Raw genomic sequence first — 19,920 nt, forward strand, 5'->3', positions numbered from 1 at the left:
TGTATTAGAAATGGAAGAAAGCAGATTATTGGCGGGAGATAAAGGTTGATTTGTTCACGATATATACAAATTGTAGGAAGAAATAATATGAAATATTGCATTTTATATTGTTGTATCTAGATTTTATGTTAAATTCTTCAAGGGAATATATAAATAGGGGGCAATGATATGAACAAGAAATCAAAGATTAATAAAGTGATGCTTAGTATTAGTACAATGGCGCTATCATTAGGAGCAATTCAAACGAATGTATCAGCAGAAGAAAAGGTACCATATAATGTATTGCATTCGAAACCAGTTGGAATAGAAAAACCAGTAGATGAGATTGGACATGTTTCTAAAGCAGAGGAAACATTATCGTTTCAAGAACGTTTAAAAGTAGGAGACTTTTCACAGCGACCAGCGTCTAGTATGAAGAGCTCAGAAGTAAAGCAAATGAAAGAAAGCTATTCAATGGCTGATTTAAACAAAATGAATAATCAAGAATTAGTTGAAACGATAGGAAGTATTAAATGGAATCAAATTACAGACTTATTCCAGTTCAATGAAGATGCAAAGGCCTTTTATAAAGACAAAGGGAAAATGCAAGCAGTTATAGATGAATTAGCTCATAGAGGTAGTACATTTACGAAAGATGATTCAAAAGGAATTCAAACGTTTACGGAAGTGTTACGTTCAGCTTTTTACCTCGCATTTTACAATAATGAATTAAGCGATTTAAATGAGAGAAGCTTCCAGGATAAATGTTTACCTGCTTTAAAAGCAATTGCAACCAATCCAAACTTTAAGCTTGGTACATATGAGCAAGATGCAGTCGTATCTGCATACGGTAAATTAATTAGTAATGCTTCAAGTGATGTGGAAACGGTTCAATACGCATCGAATATTTTAAAACAATACAATGATAATCTTCATACTTATGCAGACGATCGTATGAAAGGACAAGCTGTATACGATATGATGCAAGGTATTGATTATGATATGCAATCTTATTTATTTGAAACTCGTAAAGAGGCAAAAGATACAATGTGGTACGGGAAAATAGATGGATTTATTAGTGAAATAAATCGTATTGCTCTTTTAAATGAAGTAACACCAGAAAATAAGTGGCTCGTTAATAATGGAATTTATTTTGCTAGTCGTTTAGGGAAGTTTCATAGTAATCCAAATAAAGGTTTAGAGGTTGTTACACAAGCAATGCATATGTATCCGCGTTTAAGTGAGCCGTATTTTGTTGCAGTAGAACAAATTACAACAAATTATAACGGAAAAGATTATAGCGGTAATACGGTAAATTTAGAGACGATACGTAAAGAAGGAAAAGAACAGTACTTACCAAAAACGTATACATTCGACGATGGATCTATCGTATTTAAAACAGGAGATAAAGTATCAGAAGAAAAAATTAAGAGACTATACTGGGCTGCAAAGGAAGTAAAAGCACAGTATCATCGTGTAATTGGGAATGACAAAGCATTAGAGCCAGGTAATGCAGACGACGTATTAACGATAGTAATCTATAATACTCCAGACGAATATCAGTTAAACAGACAACTGTATGGATATGAAACAAACAACGGTGGCATTTATATAGAAGAAACAGGTACATTCTTTACATATGAGCGTACGCCAGAACAAAGTATTTATAGTTTAGAAGAGTTATTCCGTCATGAGTTTACTCATTATCTTCAAGGTAGATTTGAAGTGCCAGGTTTATTTGGAAGAGGAGATATGTATCAAAATGAGAGATTAACTTGGTTCCAAGAAGGAAATGCAGAATTTTTCGCAGGATCTACTCGTACAAATAATGTAGTACCGAGAAAGAGCATCATTAGTGGATTATCATCTGATCCTGCAAGCCGTTATACAGCAGAGCGCACATTATTTGCTAAATATGGTTCTTGGGATTTCTATAATTACTCGTTCGCATTGCAATCTTATTTATATACACATCAATTTGAAACATTTGATAAAATTCAAGATTTAATTCGTGCAAATGACGTGAAAAATTATGATGCCTATCGTGAGAATTTAAGTAAAGATTCTAAACTAAATAAAGAGTATCAAGAGTATATGCAACAGCTAATTGATAATCAAGATAAATATAATGTACCGGAAGTAGCAGATGATTATTTAGCTGAACATGCACCAAAATCGTTAACAGCAGTAGAGAAAGAAATTAGTGATACGTTGCCGATGAAAGAGGCAAAAATGACAAAACATAGCTCCCAATTCTTTAATACATTTACATTAGAAGGCACATTTACAGGTAGTGTAACAAAAGGTGAATCAGAAGACTGGAACGAAATGAGTAAACGAGTAAATGAAGCACTAGAACAACTGGCGCAAAAAGAATGGAGTGGCTACAAAACTGTTACAGCATACTTCGTCAATTATCGTGTGAATAGTTCAAATGAATTTGAATATGATGTAGTCTTCCACGGTATCGCAAAAGATGATGGAGAAAATAAAGCTCCAACGGTTAATATAAATGGACCTTATAATGGGCTTGTAAAAGAAGGAATTCAATTTAAAAGTGATGGTTCAAATGATGAAGATGGAAAAATTGTTTCTTATTTATGGGAATTTGGAGATGGCAGCACAAGTGCAGAAGTTAATCCAATACATGCATATGAAAGAGAAGGAATTTATAAAGTAGCGTTAAGAGTAAAAGATGATAAAGGTAAAGAGAGCAGAAACGAAACCACTGTTACGATTAAAGATGGAAGTTTAACAGAATTAGAACCAAATAATCGTCCAGAGGAAGCGAATCGTATTGGGCTAAACACTACTATAAAAGGTAGCCTTATTGGCGGAGATCACACCGATGTTTATACATTTAATGTAGCATCAACGAAAAATATCGATATTTCCGTTTTAAATGAGTATGGAATTGGGATGACATGGGTGCTTCACCATGAATCAGATATGCAAAATTATGCCGCTTACGGTCAAGCTAATGGAAATCATATAGAGGCAAAATTTAATGCAAAACCAGGTAAGTATTATTTGTATGTATATAAATATGATAATGGCGATGGAACGTACTCATTATCACTAAAATAAACGCTTTTCCAATGTATGTTTAACTTTACTTTTTGTGGAAAATAGTATATTATATAGATATATAATATATCGGTTATTTACTAGGAGGAGCCTGTCACAATAGGTTTCTCCTGTTCTTTTTTAGGGGCCTGTCTTACAGGCTTTTCTTTAAAGGGTAAATAACTGAAAATTAAGAACTATAATCTTTGAAAGAGGTGGGGCATACACATAACAAAAAAGGGATTGTTTAAGAAAGGGGGATAAGAAATGGCTTTGTTTGGTTATCCACTTGAAACAATTTATTTATACGGATTTATTATTGCTACTATACTTACTGTTATTTATATCTTTTTTGGAGATATATTTGAATCCATATTTAGTTTTGGAGGCGGATCGGTATCCGTTGTTACTTTATTACTTAGTTTTTTCGCCATGTTATGTGGACTTAGTTATATAGGAGAATATTTATTTTCCTTTAATAGCATTCTTATTTTTGGGGCTGCATTTGCTATATCCTTTATTGGTGTCTTCATAATGAAAATATTAATTTTAAAGCCGATTGCAGAAGCAGAACAAAACACTGTGCAGCGTATGGATGAATTCATTGGTTGTAAGGGAGAGGTCATTACGACTATTCCTACAGAAGGGTTTGGTGAAGTATTAATTTCCTCCCAATTTGGAAACAATGCAATCCTAGCTAAAACAGTTGGAAAGAAAGATATTTCACAAGGAACGGAAGTTATTATCGAGGGAGTCCAAGATGGTGTTTTACTTGTACAGAACATCGCTTATTCTTTAAAGAAACCAAAATTATAAGGGGGAATTTACATGACGATTCCATTAATTATCGGTGGAGTATTACTCGCAATTTTAATTCTACTCATTTTAGTATTCATTACAAAGTATCGAACAGTTGGACCAGATGAAGCATTAATTGTTACTGGAAACTGGCTTGGTGGCGGGAAAAATGTAGTTACCACTGATGATGGAAAGAAGATTAAGATTATTCGTGGTGGCGGTACTTTCGTAGTTCCGATTATGCAAAGAGCAGAGCCTTTAAGTCTATTAAACTACAAATTAGAAGTGGGAACACGTGATACGTATACGAAACAAGGTGTACCGATTACAGTAAATGGTGTTTCTATTATTAAAGTAGGATCTACTATTGAAGAAGTTTCTACAGCAGCTGAACAATATTTAGGAAAAGAAACAGAAGAGTTGAAAATAGAAGCAAAAGAAGTTTTAGAAGGTCATCTACGTGCTATTTTATCTTCTATGACAGTAGAAGATGCCTATAGTAATAGAGAGCAATTCGCTCAAAAGGTACATGAAGTAGCTTCTACAGATTTAAAGAAGATGGGACTTCGCATCGTTTCCTTTACAATTAAAGAAATCATGGATAAGAACGGTTACTTAGATGCACTTGGTCAGCCACAAATTGCGATGGTTAAGCGTGATGCAACAGTTGCAAATGCAGAGCGTGAAAAAGAGGCACGAATTGAAAAAGCTCGTGCTGAGAAAGAAGCGAAAGAAGCTGAGTATCAACGTGATGCACAAATCGCTGAAGCTGAAAAACATAAAGAGTTAAAAGTACAATCTTATAAGAGAGACCAAGAACAAGCTCGCGCAGATGCAGATCTTTCCTATGAATTACAACAAGCAAAAGCGCAACAAGGTGTTACAGAAGAGCAAATGCGCGTTAAAATCATTGAGCGTGAAAAGCAAATTGAATTAGAAGAAAAAGAGATTGCGCGTCGTGAAAAGCAATATGATGCAGAAGTAAAGAAAAAGGCAGATGCAGATCGCTATGCTGTTGAACAATCAGCAGAAGCGGAAAAAGTAAAACAAATGAAAAAAGCAGATGCAGATCAATATAAAATTGAAGCGGAAGCAAGAGCACGTGCAGAAGAAGTTCGTGTAGAAGGTTTAGCGAAGGCGGAAATCGAAAAAGCGCAAGGTCAAGCAAAAGCAGAAGTACAAAAAGCACAAGGTACAGCGGAAGCAGATGTTATCAGATTAAAAGGTTTAGCAGAAGCGGAAGCGAAACAAAAAATTGCAGAGGCATTTGAGTTATATGGTCAAGCGGCAATTATGGATATGGTTCTTAACATGCTTCCAAGTTATGCGAAGGAAATTGCAAGCCCGCTTAGCAACATTGATAAAATTACAGTTGTCGATACAGGCGGTGGTGGTAAAAATAGCGGCGCCGGAAAAGTTGCAGGTTATGCGACTGATTTAATGGCAACGATGCAAGAAACATTAAAAGCTTCTTCTGGCATTGATTTAAAAGAGTTATTAGAAGGATTTGCTGGAAAAGGAGCAGTACAACAATTATCAAACGATAAACCTGTTGTATCTGTAGTAGAAGATGCGAAAAAAGAAGTAGAAAAAGATAAAGAATAGTAAAGCGGGAGGAACCTCTAGTAAGTGAGATACTAGAGGTTCTTCAGTGAATTATAATATTTCGAATAATATACATTTTTATATATTGTTTTAATTATTTAATTTATATAGAATGAAAAAGGTATGTATCAACTCTTCAATAGAGAAAGAGATAGAGAGTCGCATTGATACATTTGAATCGTATGATTTATATAAAGAAATTAAATGTAAAACAATTACATTTAAAACGGTATGGAGGGGTAGAAATATGTTTCAAGGGAAATTAAGGAGTAGTAGTTTAAAAGCAAAGTTACTTGTATCATTTGTTATGATTTTAATTCTTCCAAGTATTGTAATTGGTTGGACGTCTTATCAGCAGGCCAAGACGAATTTTAATGAAACGATTGTAAACTCGGCGAAAGATAATATAAAAATTTTGGATAATGTAATTAACAAGGAATTAGATAGTAAAAAAGTAGATGCAACTTATTTTACGAAATTATTCACACACTCAAGTTACCAAGCAGACCAAATTCAAAACATCCAAAATAAACTAGAAGAATACAACAAATTACATCCAGAAATGGAAGCAATCTATACAGGATCTAGTAATGGACAGTTTATTCAATCACCAGCTATTCAGATGCCAGACGGATATAATCCTACAGAAAGAGATTGGTATAAAGAGGCAGTGAAGAAAAGCGGAGAGGTAATTGTAACTGCTCCATATAAGTCACAAACGACAGGGAATATTGTTATTACACTAGCGAAACAAAATGAGGATAAAAGTGGCGTTCTTGGGATTGACTTAATAATTAATGATATTGTTACTACTTCCAAGATGGTTAATATCGGTAAGGAAGGGTATGTAGCAATATTTGATCAAGATAAAAATGTAGTAGCACACCCGAAAATGAAGCCGGGAGAGAAATTAGAAGAGAAACTTAGTAAGGAATTTTATAAACAGGAATCTGGTGATTTTCATTATTCATTAGAGGGTGAAGACCGTAATATTACTTTTAAAACGAATAAGAAAACTGGATGGAAAATAGCAGGAATTATGCCTTCAAAAGAAATTATTGAAGCAGCTGAACCTATTTTCTATAAAACGATAACTGTTATTGGTATTTCATTAATAATTGGCGGGATTTTAATTTACTTCATAATTGCTTCTATTATTAATCCGTTAAAACAACTTGTTATATCATCGAAAAAGATTAGTGAAGGCGATTTAACAGAATCTATTGCAGTTCATTCTAAAGATGAAATTGGACAGCTAGGAGAAAGCTTTAACGAGATGGCAGCATCATTACAGAATGTCATTTCCAATATAAATACTTCAGCAGGTCATGTAGCGGCATCTTCAGAAGAATTAACAGCTAGTATGAAGCAGACGAGTGAAGCGACGGAACAAATTACACAAGCGATAGAGCAAGTGTCGAGTGGAGCGGAAATACAAACGAAAGAAGTCGAAGAAGGCGCGACATTATTAGAAGAAGTTACAGAAGGAATTCAACGTGTGGCAGACAGTTCTTCATTAGTATCCACAGCATCTATGTATACGAAGAAAAAGGCTGAAGATGGTGGGAAGTTAGTTGAACAAACGGTGAATCAAATGCAATTAATCCATGAGTCTGTTTCACAATCAGATAAAGTGATTGTGTTGTTAGATGATAAATCGAAGCAAATTGGAGCAATCCTTGAGGTAATTCAACATATTGCAGAGCAGACAAATTTATTAGCATTAAATGCTGCAATTGAGGCTGCGAGAGCTGGAGAACAAGGAAGAGGATTTGCAATTGTAGCAGATGAAGTGCGAAAGTTAGCAGAACAATCAGGACAGTCTTCTACGGAAATTGGAAAATTAGTAAAAGAGATACAATTTGACATAAAAGAAACAGTAAGCTCTATGAAGCAAGTTGGAACAGAAGTACAATCAGGACTTGTAGTTGCAAATGAAACGAAGCAAAGCTTTACTGAAATATTGAAGTCTACAGATGATACAGTTGTACAAATTGATAGTATGGTAGAAGTAGCGAAACAAATGACAGTAGATGCAAAACAAGTTAGTGCATCTATTAATGAAATTGCAGCTACGATTGAAGAAAATGCAGCAAGCGTTCAAAATATTGCTGGTTCTTCAGAGGAACAATTAGCTTCAGTAGATGAAATCAATGCAGCAGCAGTTCATTTATCGCAAATGGCAGAAGAATTACAAGAGATGATTGGGAAATTTAAAGTGTAATAAAAAATGTTAAGAAACGAGGTAGTAATTGTATCTCGTTTCTTTTTTTTGTGAAGATAAAAATAAAGAAATATAGAGTAACCGTGTTATGATTAGGTGTAATTACAAAAGACTGTAAATTCGTTAAATTCTATCTTTAATTATGTTAGGGGAATGGTTTTGAAATTTAAAAAGTTAAAACTGCAACCGAGAATTACAATAACAATTAGTACACTTATTCTAGTCGTACTTCTATTAACAAGTTATTTATTTTATTACATATTGTCTGAAACGGTAGAAGAGCAAATTGGGAAACGGGCTTTGCATGTTGCGAAAACAGTTGCCGCTATACCTGAAATCCAGGAAGCTTTTCAAAAAGAAAACCCAGCTTCTATTATTCAGCCAATTGCAGAAAAAATTCGAATTGATACAGATGCTGACTTTATTGTAGTTGGAAATAAAGAGGGGATTCGGTATGCGCATCCTGAGCGAGATAAAATAGGAGAAGCAATGGTTGGTGGAGATAATAAAGGCGTTCTATTAGAAGGGAAGTCTTATGTTTCGAAAGCAACTGGATCATTAGGCCCTTCATTACGTGGCAAAGTTCCAATCCGTAATCAGGAAAATGAAATTATTGGCGTGGTGTCTGTTGGATTTTCAATGAATGATATTCATGGAGCGGTAGAAGTATATGGAAAGCGTGTATTTTGGATTACAGTAATAGGTCTTTTAATCGGGATAATTGGTTCTATATATTTAGCCGGAAGTATAAAAAGAATGATGTTTGGGATGGAGCCAGAAGAAATTTCATCTTTATATGAAGAGCATAGTACAGTGATTCAATCTGTACGTGAAGGGATTATTGTCATTGATCACAATGGCATGATTAGTTTAGTCAATCAAGCGGCTTATGATATTCTTTCGTTAGATGAACAGCGTAATATTATTGGAGAATTTATTTTAAATGTAATTCCTAATTCAACGATACTAGATGTACTTCAAACTGGTGAAGAACAGTTTGATCGTCAATTAAATATAAAAGGGCAGGCTGTTATTGCGAACCGTCTACCTATTAAAGTAAAGAATAAAGTAACTGGCGTTGTATCGAGTTTACGTTTGAAATCTGAAATGGATCAGTTAACGGCAGAGTTATCTCAGACGAAGCAATATACAGAGGCATTACGAGCGCAAACGCATGAATATAATAATTTGTTGTATACGCTTTCAGGTCTTATCCAGTTAGAATCATATGAAGATGCTTTAGAGCTTATTCATAAGGAAACAGCGGTATATCAAGATTTTGTTCAATTTATTATGAAGCGAATTCAAAATCCATGGTTAGGTGGAATTTTAATTGGATTCTATAATAGAGCACGAGAGTTAAAGATTGATTTTATGCTAGATCGAGAAAGTAGCTTAGATAAATTAAGCCCGCACATTGAGAGTAATTACGTCGTTTCTATTTTAGGAAATTTAATTACAAATGCATTTGAAGCAATTGAAAGAAATGAAGAGAATGATAAGAAGGTAAGGATGTTTGTAACTGATATTGGAGAAGAGATAGTAATTGAAGTGGAAGATTCAGGACAAGGGATTCATGATGAAGTCATTACTAGCATATTTTATAAAGGCTTCTCGACGAAAGAAGGCGGGAAACGAGGATATGGATTAGCAAAAGTGAAAGAGTTAGTAGAAGAGTTAAATGGAAGTATTGCAATCGAAAAAGGGGATTTAGGTGGTGCATTATTTATTATTGCATTACCAAAAGAGAGAGGCGAATTGTAATGGGTGAGGAGATTGAAGTATTGATTGTAGAAGATGATATTCGAATTGCGGACATTCATCGTCGTTTTACTGAAAAGATTGAGGGATTTAAAGTAATTGGAACAGCAACGACTGGAGAACAAGCGAAAGAATGGCTAGAGCTTGTGAAGCCACAGCTCGTTTTATTAGACGTGTACTTACCTGATATGCAAGGAACGGAACTTGTCACATATATTAGGCATAATTTGCATGATACAGATATTATTATGATTACAGCTGCATCGGAAACAGATGTAGTGAGGCACGCTCTACGAGGCGGAGTAACAGATTATATCGTAAAGCCACTTATGTTTGATCGATTTAGGGCGAGTTTGGAAAGTTACCAAAAAAAGATTTTGCAGTTAAAGAAAACTAATCAATTATCTATAGAGCAAATTGAACATTTATGGTCTCAAAGAGGCGTAAAGGGAAATGAAATAGAATATGCCCCGAAAGGGATAGATCCTTTAACTTTAGCAAAAATAAAAAAGCATATGTTAACAGTTGATGAAGAAGGTATTACGGCAGAAGTGTTAAGCTCAATGGTTGGGGTAAGCCGATCAACAGCGAGGCGCTATTTAGAGTATTTAATATCTGGAAAGAAAGTTCATGCGGAGCTTATATATGGGAGTGTAGGGAGACCAGAAAGAAGGTATTTTCTTGTTTCTTCATAACAAAAAAACAGTAGAGAATTACATTTCTTCTACTGTTTTTTCACGTCTTATATCGGAATAATTCCGATTACAATTCCCGTAATTAACATCACCATTGTCGTTCCAACAGCCCAAAGTAACGTAAAGCGTTGATGTTCACCAAAATCAACTTTGGCCATTCCGACTAATAAATACGTGGAAGCGACAAGAGGACTTAATAAGTGAACAGGTTGCCCGAGTAATGAAGCGCGTCCCATTTCAGCTGCACTAATTCCGTAAGCAGCGGCAGCTTTCGTTAAAATAGGTAGTACCCCGAAGTAAAATGCATCATTGGACATGAAAAATGTGAACGGCATACTAAGAAGAGCTGTAATAATCGGTAGTTGTGGTCCAAGAGCGTCAGGTATAAGAGTAACTACACTTTGAGCCATTGCATCTACCATTTTTGTTCCTGATAAAATACCAGTGAAAATTCCAGCGGCGAATACGAGAGAAACAACCGCTAATACGTTTCCAGCGTGAGAAGCAATACGTTCTTTCTGTTGTTCTAAGTTCGGATAGTTAAGCATAACAGCAATGGCGAAAGCGATTGTAAATAAAACAGGTAACGGCATAACTTCTAGTATGAGACAGACAAGTAAGGTAACAGTTAATAAAAAGTTAATCCATAGAAGTTTAGGGCGTTTATGAACGGCAGCTTCTACTGTGGCAGCTTGCTCATCCATCGTTTGCATTTGTTTTAAATATTGTACATCCATAATTCCTAATCGTTTTCTTTCTTTTTTGCCAAGATAGTAAGCAACGAAAACGACCCAAATTGCACCAGCGATCATCCCTGGTATAAGTGGTGTAAAGAGCTCTGATGCGTCTAGTCCAAGAGCACTCATAACCCGAGCTGTCGGTCCGCCCCAAGGTGTAAGATTTGTCACTCCTGCTCCTAACATAACAACCCCAGCTAATATAAGTGGATTCATTCCAAGGCGTTTATATAGTGGGTACATTGCGGAAACAGTAATCATATACGTTGTTGTTCCATCCCCATCTAATGAAACGATAATCGTAAGAATCGCTGTACCAACAACTATTTTTAAAGGATCTCCTTTTACAAATTTCAAAATCCTACTAATGACGGGATCGAATAAACCGCTATCAATCATAATTCCAAAATACAAAATAGCAAACATAAGCATAATACCAGTAGGTGCTAGTTTTTGAATTCCTTCTAACATCATAGGTCCCATATCTGCATAAAAACCGCCGATTAATGCGAAAGTAATTGGAATTAATATTAATGCTACTAGTGCTGACATACGTTTCGTCATAATTAAAAACATAAAGACACATACCATCGCAAATCCAAGTAGTGCTAACATGTAATCTCCCCCTCAAAAATGATTGCGCTTTCAAAATGTAATGAAAATTCAGAAAAAGTGTTTTTTATTTATCATAAAAGTATTCATTCAAATGGTAAATAATTTGAAAAATAACATCATTAGAAGCATAATTTTTATTTTGGTCATTTTGTTCACGGTAGTTAATTTGAATTTTTAAAAAGTAAGCTGCTCTCCGTAAGAATGGTAGAATAAGATGAAAATATTGAAGTGTGAAATAGGGAGTAGATTTTATATGAAAACGAGAATTGAAAAGATTTATAGTTCTTATGAAGGAAAAGTAGAAGAGATTTTTGTTAATGAATCTTCTTACGTATATGAGTGGGAAAATTTAATGATGATTCGAAAAAATAACGGTGAGCTTGAAAAAGTTGCGGTCGGTATTAGTGGAAATATAAGATTAGTAAATGTAGTTGCTGGGCAGCAAATTAATACAGATACATTATTAGTTAAGTTAGAAGATGATTTATTAATTACAGGTTGTGAATGATGAGAGATGTGTAGAAATGGCTACACATCTTTTTTGGTCTTTATATTACAAAAAGTACATTATTTTTTCACAAATCTCACACAACTTTTTGATATGCTCCTTGTGGAAGATACGGTTAGGGAGGAAGTAAAATGAGAACAAAGTATGTGACACTTGCTATATGCTTATTCTTTGTCTTTACAATAGTAGGATGTGGTAAGAAACAAGTAGAGGCTGTAGCAATTGATGAGAAACATGATAAGTGTGATATTTGCCAAATTGGGGTAATGGATAATCAATTTGCAACAGAAGTCATTTTAGAAAATGGAAAAGCGTTAAAGTTTGATGATATCGGTTGTATGTATAAATGGATGGAGATTAATCCAGGAGAAAAGACGAAAGAAAAATTTGTTCGAGATTATGATTCGAAAGAGTGGATTTCATTAGAAGATGCGACTTACGTATATGATAAAACAATAACGACACCGATGGCTTATAATGTCATTTCATTTGAAAATAAAAAGGATGCAGAGAGTTTTGTGTCTAACTATAAAGGGAAAGTTCTTTCATATAAAGAGCTAGCAGAGCATAAATGGGAAATGAATAAAGAGATGATGGGGAACCCGAAAAAGGGAAATCACGGTGGTCATCATTAATACTAAAAAAAGACAACTACATAAGTTGTCTTTTTTTAGTATTACTCAGGTGCAAATATAGAAAAGGTGTAAAATTTTTAGAAGAACGGTTACAATGGAATATAGTAACCTAAAGCAATTATTTATGTACTTTTTAGAAATGTATACAAATGCGGTAAAATCGTGCTAAACTAATTGCTTCATAATGTTAATGATGAGGCCATCAGGCACATCATTCCAATAGGTTGAGAAACATAGTATAGGTTTTAAGATAATCCGATTAAAGAAGGAATATAAAGGGCTTATGGATAAATGTACTCAAGAAGAGTTATTGTATGTGATGGAGGAATGGTTAAGAAAACATTATCTTTCATAGGAGCTGTAGTTGTGAGAAAACAAAAAATTTTATTATGTATGTTATTAGGACTTTTAATGACGGTAGTGGCTTGCGATAAGCAAGAGGAGCCAGAATCGAAACCGGTTCATGTGAAAAACGAAAAGAAAAAAGAAAAGCATAAAGAACAGGAAGAACCTAAAGAAGAAAAAAGTATAAATTTAATGGACAAACAGTTGCTACTTTCTGCGACTCTTGGTGACACGGAAACAGCTATGAAGTTGATTCAAGATGGAGCTAATATAAACGTAGAAGGTGACAACGGAGAAACTCCTATCCTTGCAGCAACGTATCAAAATCATGTAGAGACAGTTAAAGCATTAATTGGTGCAGGTGCTAATATTGAAAGTAAAGATGAGAAACAAAGTAATCCATTTCTTTATGCAAGTAGAGAAGGATATACAGACATTGTAAAGCTACTAATTAATGCAGGGGTTAATACGAAAGAAATTACTAAATCAGGTGGAACAGCACTCATTTCTGCATCTGAACGTGGCCATATAGAGGTTGTAAAAGAATTGTTAGAGCATACAGATATTGATGTGAATTATAGAAATGCTCGTGGTGGAACGGCTTTAGTAGAAGCAATCGTATTAGGAAACGGTAGTGAAAATCATAAGAAAGTAATTCAAATGCTTATTGACCACGGGGCAGATGTAAATATGGCCAATAAGGAAAATATTACGCCACTGCAATATGCTGAAAAAAGAGGTTTTAAAGATATTGCAAATATGTTGAGGTTAGCTGGAGCGAATGAAGTCGTACAGCCACAACCACAACCAGTGGAATAACAAGATAAAGAAATAAAAAGTACGAAATAATCTCATTTAGATAGACAGAATGAAGAAGTCATTTAGTATGATGGATTCAGTAATGTGTATTTGAATGGGATTTTTGTTTTGGGCATGAAAAATAGATTATGAATGGTATATGGAGTAACTAAGGAGGATATAAATGAGGCTTTCAGAACTTGATTTAATAGCAATTCAGGTAGAGGTTTTATTTGTTCATAATCAAGTAGGAAAAATGAAATATGTAAATGAACAAGGGAATCCGAAAGCACCACGCTTTTTTCTTGGCAGAACTCGTGAAGGGAGTATAACGAGATATCATTGTGATCTGGATGATGGAACGGTAGGTAAGATTGAGAAATTAATTCGAGAACCTTCAAATCATATAGAGATAGCAAAGATCATTGATGTATTAAATGAAGAAAGAACAGTGAAAAATATTTGGATGGGCCCTGCTTTCATGTTCTCTAATAATTTACATAAGCCAACTAGAACAATACAGATAACAGGGAAGAATAAAGAGCTTTTGCGAGAAAATTTTCCTAATCTAATAGAACAGATGGAATGGAGGCAACCTTACTTTGCAATTGTAAAAAATGAAAAGGTAGTTTCTATATGTTGCAGTGCTAGGAGTACGCCTGTAGCTGCTGAGGCGAGTGTGGAAACTTTAGCGGAGTTTCAAGGGAATGGATATGGTACTGATGTTGTTACAGCCTGGGCGATATCAATACAAGAAGAAAAACGCATTCCACTTTATAGTACTTCTTGGGATAATTATGCTTCACAAGCAGTTGCGAGAAAACTAAAATTGATTAACTATGGAATGAATTTGCATATCACTTAAATTTTAAAAGTAGTTGTTTGCTGTTGGGGTTCATTCGTATATTTAGATTATTGTTAAAAAAATATGGTGAATATTAACATTCGATTAACACCTAATTAACAATCTATCAAAACTGACTTAATAAATGAGTAATATAGTAAAGGTAACAGAATAACTAGGGTAGAGAACATTTGAGAACACCCGCTTACATATAACGTGCCACTTTCTTAGGTGTGCTCTATTTCCTAGAGTTCAAATAAGGAGAAAGGTGTTCTATGTAAGTAGGTGTTTTTAGTTTGGATAAAAATAGAAAAGCTAGGTGGAACAAATGTTCAAAGAACCTTATATTGCGATGATAAAATATTGGAAAGGGTACAAAACATACAAAAAATTACCGAAAACAGTTTTTCTTATGACTGGTTCAATGCTGGAGTTACCAGAGCGTGTATATGAATTACAGAAGCATGGACATGATGTATTTCTTCATTGTGATTTTATACAAGGTTTAAATACAAATACAGAGGAAGCTCTTTTGTATATTCAAGATGTTATCGGGGCGCAGGGTATTATTTCAACAAAAGGTTCGACAATTCGAAATGCTAATAAAATTGGATTAAAAACGATTCAACGCATTTTTATTGTTGATACTTTATCTCTTACAAAATCAATTGAGAATTGTAAAACGACTAAACCGAATGCGGTAGAGATTATGCCTGGGATTATGCCTTCCATTATTAAGCGGTTAGCAGAGGAAATAGAATTTCCTATTATTGCAGGCGGACTGATTCAAACACGAGAAGATGCGGAAATTGCTATTCGTGCAGGAGCAAGTGCAATTTCAACGAGTCATTATGAAGTATGGATACAAGAAGAAAAAAGGAGTGCAATCTTGTGATTGAATTGAAAAATGTTTCAAAGGTGTATAAAAATGCGGAAGAGACAGCGGTTAAAGGTGTATCGGTTCACATTAAAAAGGGTGAGTTTTTTGTTTTAGTTGGACCTTCAGGATGCGGGAAAAGTACACTATTACGAATGATTGCTGGCTTAGAAGAGATTTCTTCGGGGGATTTAATTATTAATGAACATGTTGCAAATGATTTAGAGCCGAAAGACCGTAATCTATCAATGGTATTTCAAAATTATGCGCTATATCCACACTTATCTGTAGAAGAAAACATTTTATTCGGACTTAAGGTAAGAAAAGTACAAAAAGAAGAGCGACAAAAGCGATTAATGGAAGCAATTGAAATGGTAGGACTGAAAGAGTATGTAAAAATGAAGCCAGGACAATTATCAGGGGGACAAAGACAGCGTGTTGCGCTTGCTAGGGCGATCGTGAGTCAAGCACCAATTTGTTTAATGGATGAACCACTTTCGAATTTAGATGCGAAATTACGTGCGCAAATGAGGATTGAAATTAGAGAAATTCAGCAACGGTTAGGAATTACAATGATTTACGTTACTCACGATCAAATAGAAGCGATGACTATGGGAGATCGTATCATGGTCTTAAATAAAGGGAGCATACAGCAAGTTGGAACACCGCTTGATATATATAACGAACCAGCGAATGAATTTGTTGCAAGCTTTATAGGGTCTCCTTCGATGAATATAAATGATGGAGAAATGGACAAAGAAAAAGGTGTATTACATATAGGGGAATTGCAAATTCCATTATCTAATGGACTGTTAAAGCAATTACCAGAAGGAACAATTCGAATAGGCATGCGTCCTGAACATATTGAACTGTCTGAGGAAGGGCAAGAATTCACGTTACAATCTGTAGAAGTATTAGGGAACGAATCTATATTAAATTTCGCGGTAAATGGAATAACTTGGAGTGCAAAAGTCATTGGACAGCTACTCCTGAACAAAGGTGACAAAGTAAAATTATTATTCTCGCAAGATAAGTTATGCTTCTTTCACCAAAATACGAATGAACGATTAAAAGTGGTAGCTGAAGAAGAGTTGAAAGTGGTGGCGAAATAATGATTGAGGTAGGCAAGTTACCAGCACAAGCAAAAGTGTCAAAAAAGAAGAGTTTATGGAGTAAAACGAAAGATTTAAGAATAGGATTATTATTTTTGGCGCCATCTATTTTACTATTTTCGATTTTTCTTTTTTATCCATTATTTAGGACGATTTACTATAGCTTTTATTTAACAGATATACACGGAGAAGCTAATCTTTTCGTTGGCTTAGAAAATTATCAATACTTATTTTCTGATCCTGCTTTCTACAAAAGCATAAAGTCAACTTTATTATTTGTTGTATATACAGTGCCTACGAGTATTATATTCGCTTTATTTCTTGCATTGATTGCAAATGGAAAAGTAAGAGGTATTGGGTTATTCCGTGTGTTATTTTCTTCCACTATGGGAATATCAGTAGCTGCTAGTGCGGTGATTTGGCTATTTTTATTTCATCCAAGTGTCGGGTTATTTAATAATATATTAGCCTCTATGAATCTACCTGCAATCGCATGGTTAACGAGTCCAGATTGGGCATTGTTCTCTGTATCGGTTACAACGGTTTGGGTGAATACAGGATTTGCATTTTTAGTTATATTAGGTGGTTTACAAAATATTGATACGTCTTTATATGAGAGTGCATCTATAGATGGCGCTAGCTATTTATATAAGCTTCGCCGTGTTACATTACCGATGCTATCACCAACTTTATTCTTTATCGTGACAGTAACGTTAATTAGTGCGTTCCAAAGCTTTGGACAAATTGATATTTTAACGCACGGTGGACCAAATGATGCAACAAATTTAATTGTGTACTCGATTTATAAAGAGGCGTTTGTGAATCATCAATTTGGAACAGCAAGTGCACAAGCGATGATATTATTTGTTTTCATTTTCATTACTACATTACTTCAATTTAAGTTTGCTGAGAGAAAGGTGCATTATAAATGATCGTTAAACAGTGGAAACAAAATTTCCTATTATATATGCTGCTCATTATTAGTGCAGTAATGGTGTTTTTTCCTGTACTGTATGCGTTTTTAATAAGCTTTATGACACCAGATGATATTCAAATGAGAAGGTTATTTCCGACCCAATTTACTTTTGATAATTTTATTAATATTTTTCAAAAAGTACCGCTTTTGACATACTTGTATAACAGTTTAGTTGTATCGACAGTCGTTATGATTGGACAACTTATCGTATCAAGCTTAGCGGCTTATGCTTTTGTCTTTCTACAGTTTAAAGGAAGAAACCTTATTTTCTTCCTGTTTATTTCAACGATGCTTATTCCGTGGGAAGCAACGATGGTACCGAACTTTTTAACGATTCAAAACTTCGGTTGGATCAATAGCTTTGCTGGGATGACAGTGCCGTTTTTTGCAACAGCTTTCGGTATTTTCTTGTTACGTCAACATTTTATGACGCTTCCGAATGAACTGAAAGAAGCAGCCTTTATTGAAGGGATTGGAAATGTAAGGTTTTTATTTAGCGTCGTAATTCCGTATTGTAAAACGAGTTTTATTACGCTTGGAGTATATAGTTTTTTAACAACATGGAATATGTACTTATGGCCACTTTTAGTGACCACTGATGAAAAAGTAAGAACAGTTCAAATTGGTGTAAAGCAGCTTCAGTCTCAAGAAGTTGCAACTGATTGGGGAAGCGTAATGGCCGGTGTTACGGTTATTGTCATTCCAACACTGATTTTACTATTTGTAGGGCAAAAGCAATTACAACAAGGATTAACAAAAGGTGCAATTAAATAACCAAGAGAAGGTGAGATTAAAATGAGTTTAGTTAAAAAAGGTGCTGCTCTATTAATGGCAGCAACAATGGCATTATCTAGTGCCGCTTGTTCAAGTAGTAAAACGGAGGGGAAATCTGAAGCGCAGGAAAAAGTAGCACCAGTTGAAAAAAATGGTGATAAGACTGTAATTCGTTTTTGGCATGCGATGGGTGGAAAAACACAAGGCGTACTAGATGGGCTTGTTGCAGACTATAATAAGTCACAGAATAAATACGAGATAAAGGCAGAGTTCCAAGGGACATATGAAGAGTCTTTAACGAAATTTAGAACGATGTCTGCTACGAAAGAAGCGCCAGCTCTTGTTCAGTCGAGTGAAATTACAACAAAATATATGATTGATAGCAAAAAGATTACGCCAATTGATAGTTGGATAAAAAAAGCTAAGTACGACACCTCAAAGTTGGAAAAAGCAATTACAAATTATTATTCAGTTGATGGCAAAATGTATTCTATGCCATTTAATTCATCTACACCAGTACTAATTTATAATAAAGATGCTTTCGCAAAGGCGGGCTTAGATCCAGAAAAAGCTCCGAAAACGTATGCGGAATTACAAGAAGCAGCGAAAAAGTTAACGATTAAAGAAGGCGGAAATGTAAAACAATATGGATTCTCCATGCTGAATTATGGTTGGTTCTTTGAAGAATTGTTAGCGACACAAGGTGCTTTATATGTAGATAACGAAAACGGTCGCAAAGATGCTGCAAAGAAGGCGGTATTTAACGATAAAGAAGGACAGAAAGTATTTGGAATGTTAGATGATTTAAATAAAGCTGGCGCACTTGGAAAATATGGAGCAAGTTGGGATGATATTCGTGCCGCGTTCCAGTCTGGACAAGTTGCTATGTATTTAGATTCTTCAGCTGGTGTTCGCGACTTAATTGATGCATCTAAGTTTAATGTAGGCGTGTCATATATTCCATATCCAGAGGATTCGAAACAAAATGGTGTTGTTATTGGCGGAGCATCATTATGGATGACGAATATGGTTTCAGAAGAAACACAACAAGGTGCTTGGGACTTTATGAAATATTTAACGAAGCCAGACGTACAAGCAAAATGGCATACTGCAACAGGCTATTTCTCTATTAATCCAGATGCATACAATGAACCATTAGTAAAAGAGCAATATGAAAAATATCCACAGCTAAAAGTAACAGTGGAACAATTACAAGCGACGAAGCAATCTCCAGCAACTCAAGGGGCTTTAATTAGTGTATTCCCAGAATCACGAGATGCAGTTGTAAAAGCATTAGAAGCAATGTATGACGGAAAGAATAGTAAAGAAGCGTTAGATGAAGCTGCCAAAGCAACTGATAGAGCAATTAGTATTTCAGCTCGTACGAGTCAAAAATAAGAAAAAGCCGTATCCGAAAAAGGATACGGCTTTTTCAAGGAGATAAGGGATCAAAAAAATGAAGAAGTCTTATCTCTTTTATATGAGTAAAGGGTCTAGAATGAATCTTGTCCTTTTCATTATTTGTTTAACTCCATTGCAACTTGTTTGCCATTTACGAAAACCTCTGCCAC

At 34.8% G+C, this 19,920-nt stretch carries 16 protein-coding genes and 1 pseudogene; 16 read left to right on the forward strand and 1 reads right to left on the reverse strand.

The genetic code is table 11. The features are described from left to right. Positions 1-168: 168 nt before the first annotated feature. From colA to ILT06_RS26270, 7 genes and pseudogenes are all read left to right on the forward strand, one after another. Positions 169-3,066 carry a collagenase ColA gene (gene colA / locus ILT06_RS26245; protein ID WP_222655652.1) on the forward strand — a complete coding sequence of 966 codons (2,898 nt, stop codon included), beginning with the start codon at positions 169-171 and terminating at the stop codon, positions 3,064-3,066. 246 nt (positions 3,067-3,312) lie between these two features. Further along, the gene (locus ILT06_RS26250; protein ID WP_001173143.1) at positions 3,313-3,861 is read left to right on the forward strand and encodes an NfeD family protein; all 549 of its coding nucleotides are present in this window, start codon (positions 3,313-3,315) and stop codon (positions 3,859-3,861) included. Positions 3,862-3,873: 12 nt separating this feature from the next. Further along, positions 3,874-5,448 (forward strand): flotillin lipid rafts scaffold protein FloT, encoded by a 1,575-nt coding sequence (locus ILT06_RS26255; RefSeq protein WP_064477154.1) that lies wholly within the window; start codon positions 3,874-3,876, stop codon positions 5,446-5,448. Positions 5,449-5,755: 307 nt separating this feature from the next. Next, positions 5,756-6,730, forward strand: a pseudogene (locus ILT06_RS33180) (HAMP domain-containing protein); the annotation flags it as partial. 81 nt (positions 6,731-6,811) lie between these two features. Next, positions 6,812-7,672 (forward strand): methyl-accepting chemotaxis protein, encoded by an 861-nt coding sequence (locus tag ILT06_RS33185; protein WP_392388213.1) that lies wholly within the window; start codon positions 6,812-6,814, stop codon positions 7,670-7,672. A 153-nt stretch (positions 7,673-7,825) separates the two neighbouring features. After that, positions 7,826-9,436 carry an ATP-binding protein gene (locus tag ILT06_RS26265; protein ID WP_078183459.1) on the forward strand — a complete coding sequence of 537 codons (1,611 nt, stop codon included), beginning with the start codon at positions 7,826-7,828 and terminating at the stop codon, positions 9,434-9,436. Then, positions 9,436-10,128: a response regulator gene (locus tag ILT06_RS26270; protein WP_048562839.1), complete on the forward strand. Its 693-nt coding sequence runs from the start codon at positions 9,436-9,438 to the stop codon at positions 10,126-10,128. Before ILT06_RS26265 ends, ILT06_RS26270 begins: the two co-directional genes overlap by 1 nt. Before the next feature lie 47 nt (positions 10,129-10,175). On the opposite strand, the gene ILT06_RS26275 is transcribed toward ILT06_RS26270, so the two are convergent. Further along, positions 10,176-11,480, reverse strand: a complete 1,305-nt coding sequence (locus ILT06_RS26275; protein ID WP_064477151.1) for a CitMHS family transporter — start codon at positions 11,478-11,480, stop codon at positions 10,176-10,178. A 253-nt stretch (positions 11,481-11,733) separates the two neighbouring features. Between ILT06_RS26275 and ILT06_RS26280 the strand changes: the two genes are divergently transcribed. From ILT06_RS26280 to ILT06_RS26320, 9 genes are all read left to right on the forward strand, one after another. Beyond that, entirely contained in the window at positions 11,734-11,988 is a 255-nt protein-coding gene (locus ILT06_RS26280) for a hypothetical protein (RefSeq protein ID WP_064477150.1), read from the forward strand. Between the two features lie 131 nt (positions 11,989-12,119). Continuing rightward, complete coding sequence (locus ILT06_RS26285; RefSeq protein WP_064477149.1) at positions 12,120-12,623, forward strand: nitrous oxide reductase accessory protein NosL; 504 nt, start codon at positions 12,120-12,122, stop codon at positions 12,621-12,623. Between the two features lie 291 nt (positions 12,624-12,914). Next, positions 12,915-13,787, forward strand: coding sequence for an ankyrin repeat domain-containing protein (locus ILT06_RS26290; RefSeq protein WP_000287346.1), 873 nt, complete (start codon positions 12,915-12,917; stop codon positions 13,785-13,787). A gap of 163 nt (positions 13,788-13,950) precedes the next feature. Continuing rightward, complete coding sequence (locus ILT06_RS26295) at positions 13,951-14,631, forward strand: GNAT family N-acetyltransferase (RefSeq protein ID WP_064477148.1); 681 nt, start codon at positions 13,951-13,953, stop codon at positions 14,629-14,631. Between the two features lie 307 nt (positions 14,632-14,938). Further along, a complete protein-coding gene (locus tag ILT06_RS26300) occupies positions 14,939-15,505 on the forward strand; it encodes a glycerol-3-phosphate responsive antiterminator (protein WP_064477147.1) in 567 nt (188 codons plus the stop codon). Further along, entirely contained in the window at positions 15,502-16,599 is a 1,098-nt protein-coding gene (locus ILT06_RS26305) for an ABC transporter ATP-binding protein (RefSeq protein ID WP_064477146.1), read from the forward strand. The genes ILT06_RS26300 and ILT06_RS26305 overlap by 4 nt, the downstream gene beginning before the upstream one ends. Continuing rightward, positions 16,599-17,531, forward strand: a complete 933-nt coding sequence (locus ILT06_RS26310; RefSeq protein WP_064477145.1) for a carbohydrate ABC transporter permease — start codon at positions 16,599-16,601, stop codon at positions 17,529-17,531. Before ILT06_RS26305 ends, ILT06_RS26310 begins: the two co-directional genes overlap by 1 nt. Continuing rightward, on the forward strand, positions 17,528-18,349 hold the full coding sequence (locus ILT06_RS26315; RefSeq protein ID WP_064477144.1) for a carbohydrate ABC transporter permease: 822 nt from the start codon (positions 17,528-17,530) through the stop codon (positions 18,347-18,349). The genes ILT06_RS26310 and ILT06_RS26315 overlap by 4 nt, the downstream gene beginning before the upstream one ends. A 21-nt stretch (positions 18,350-18,370) precedes the next feature. Then, entirely contained in the window at positions 18,371-19,747 is a 1,377-nt protein-coding gene (locus tag ILT06_RS26320) for an ABC transporter substrate-binding protein (RefSeq protein WP_222655653.1), read from the forward strand. The last annotated feature ends 173 nt before the right edge of the window (positions 19,748-19,920 follow it).

It is taken from the genome of Bacillus sp. 17RED48, from assembly GCF_019837545.1.
Lineage (GTDB): Bacteria > Bacillota > Bacilli > Bacillales > Bacillaceae_G > Bacillus_A > Bacillus_A wiedmannii.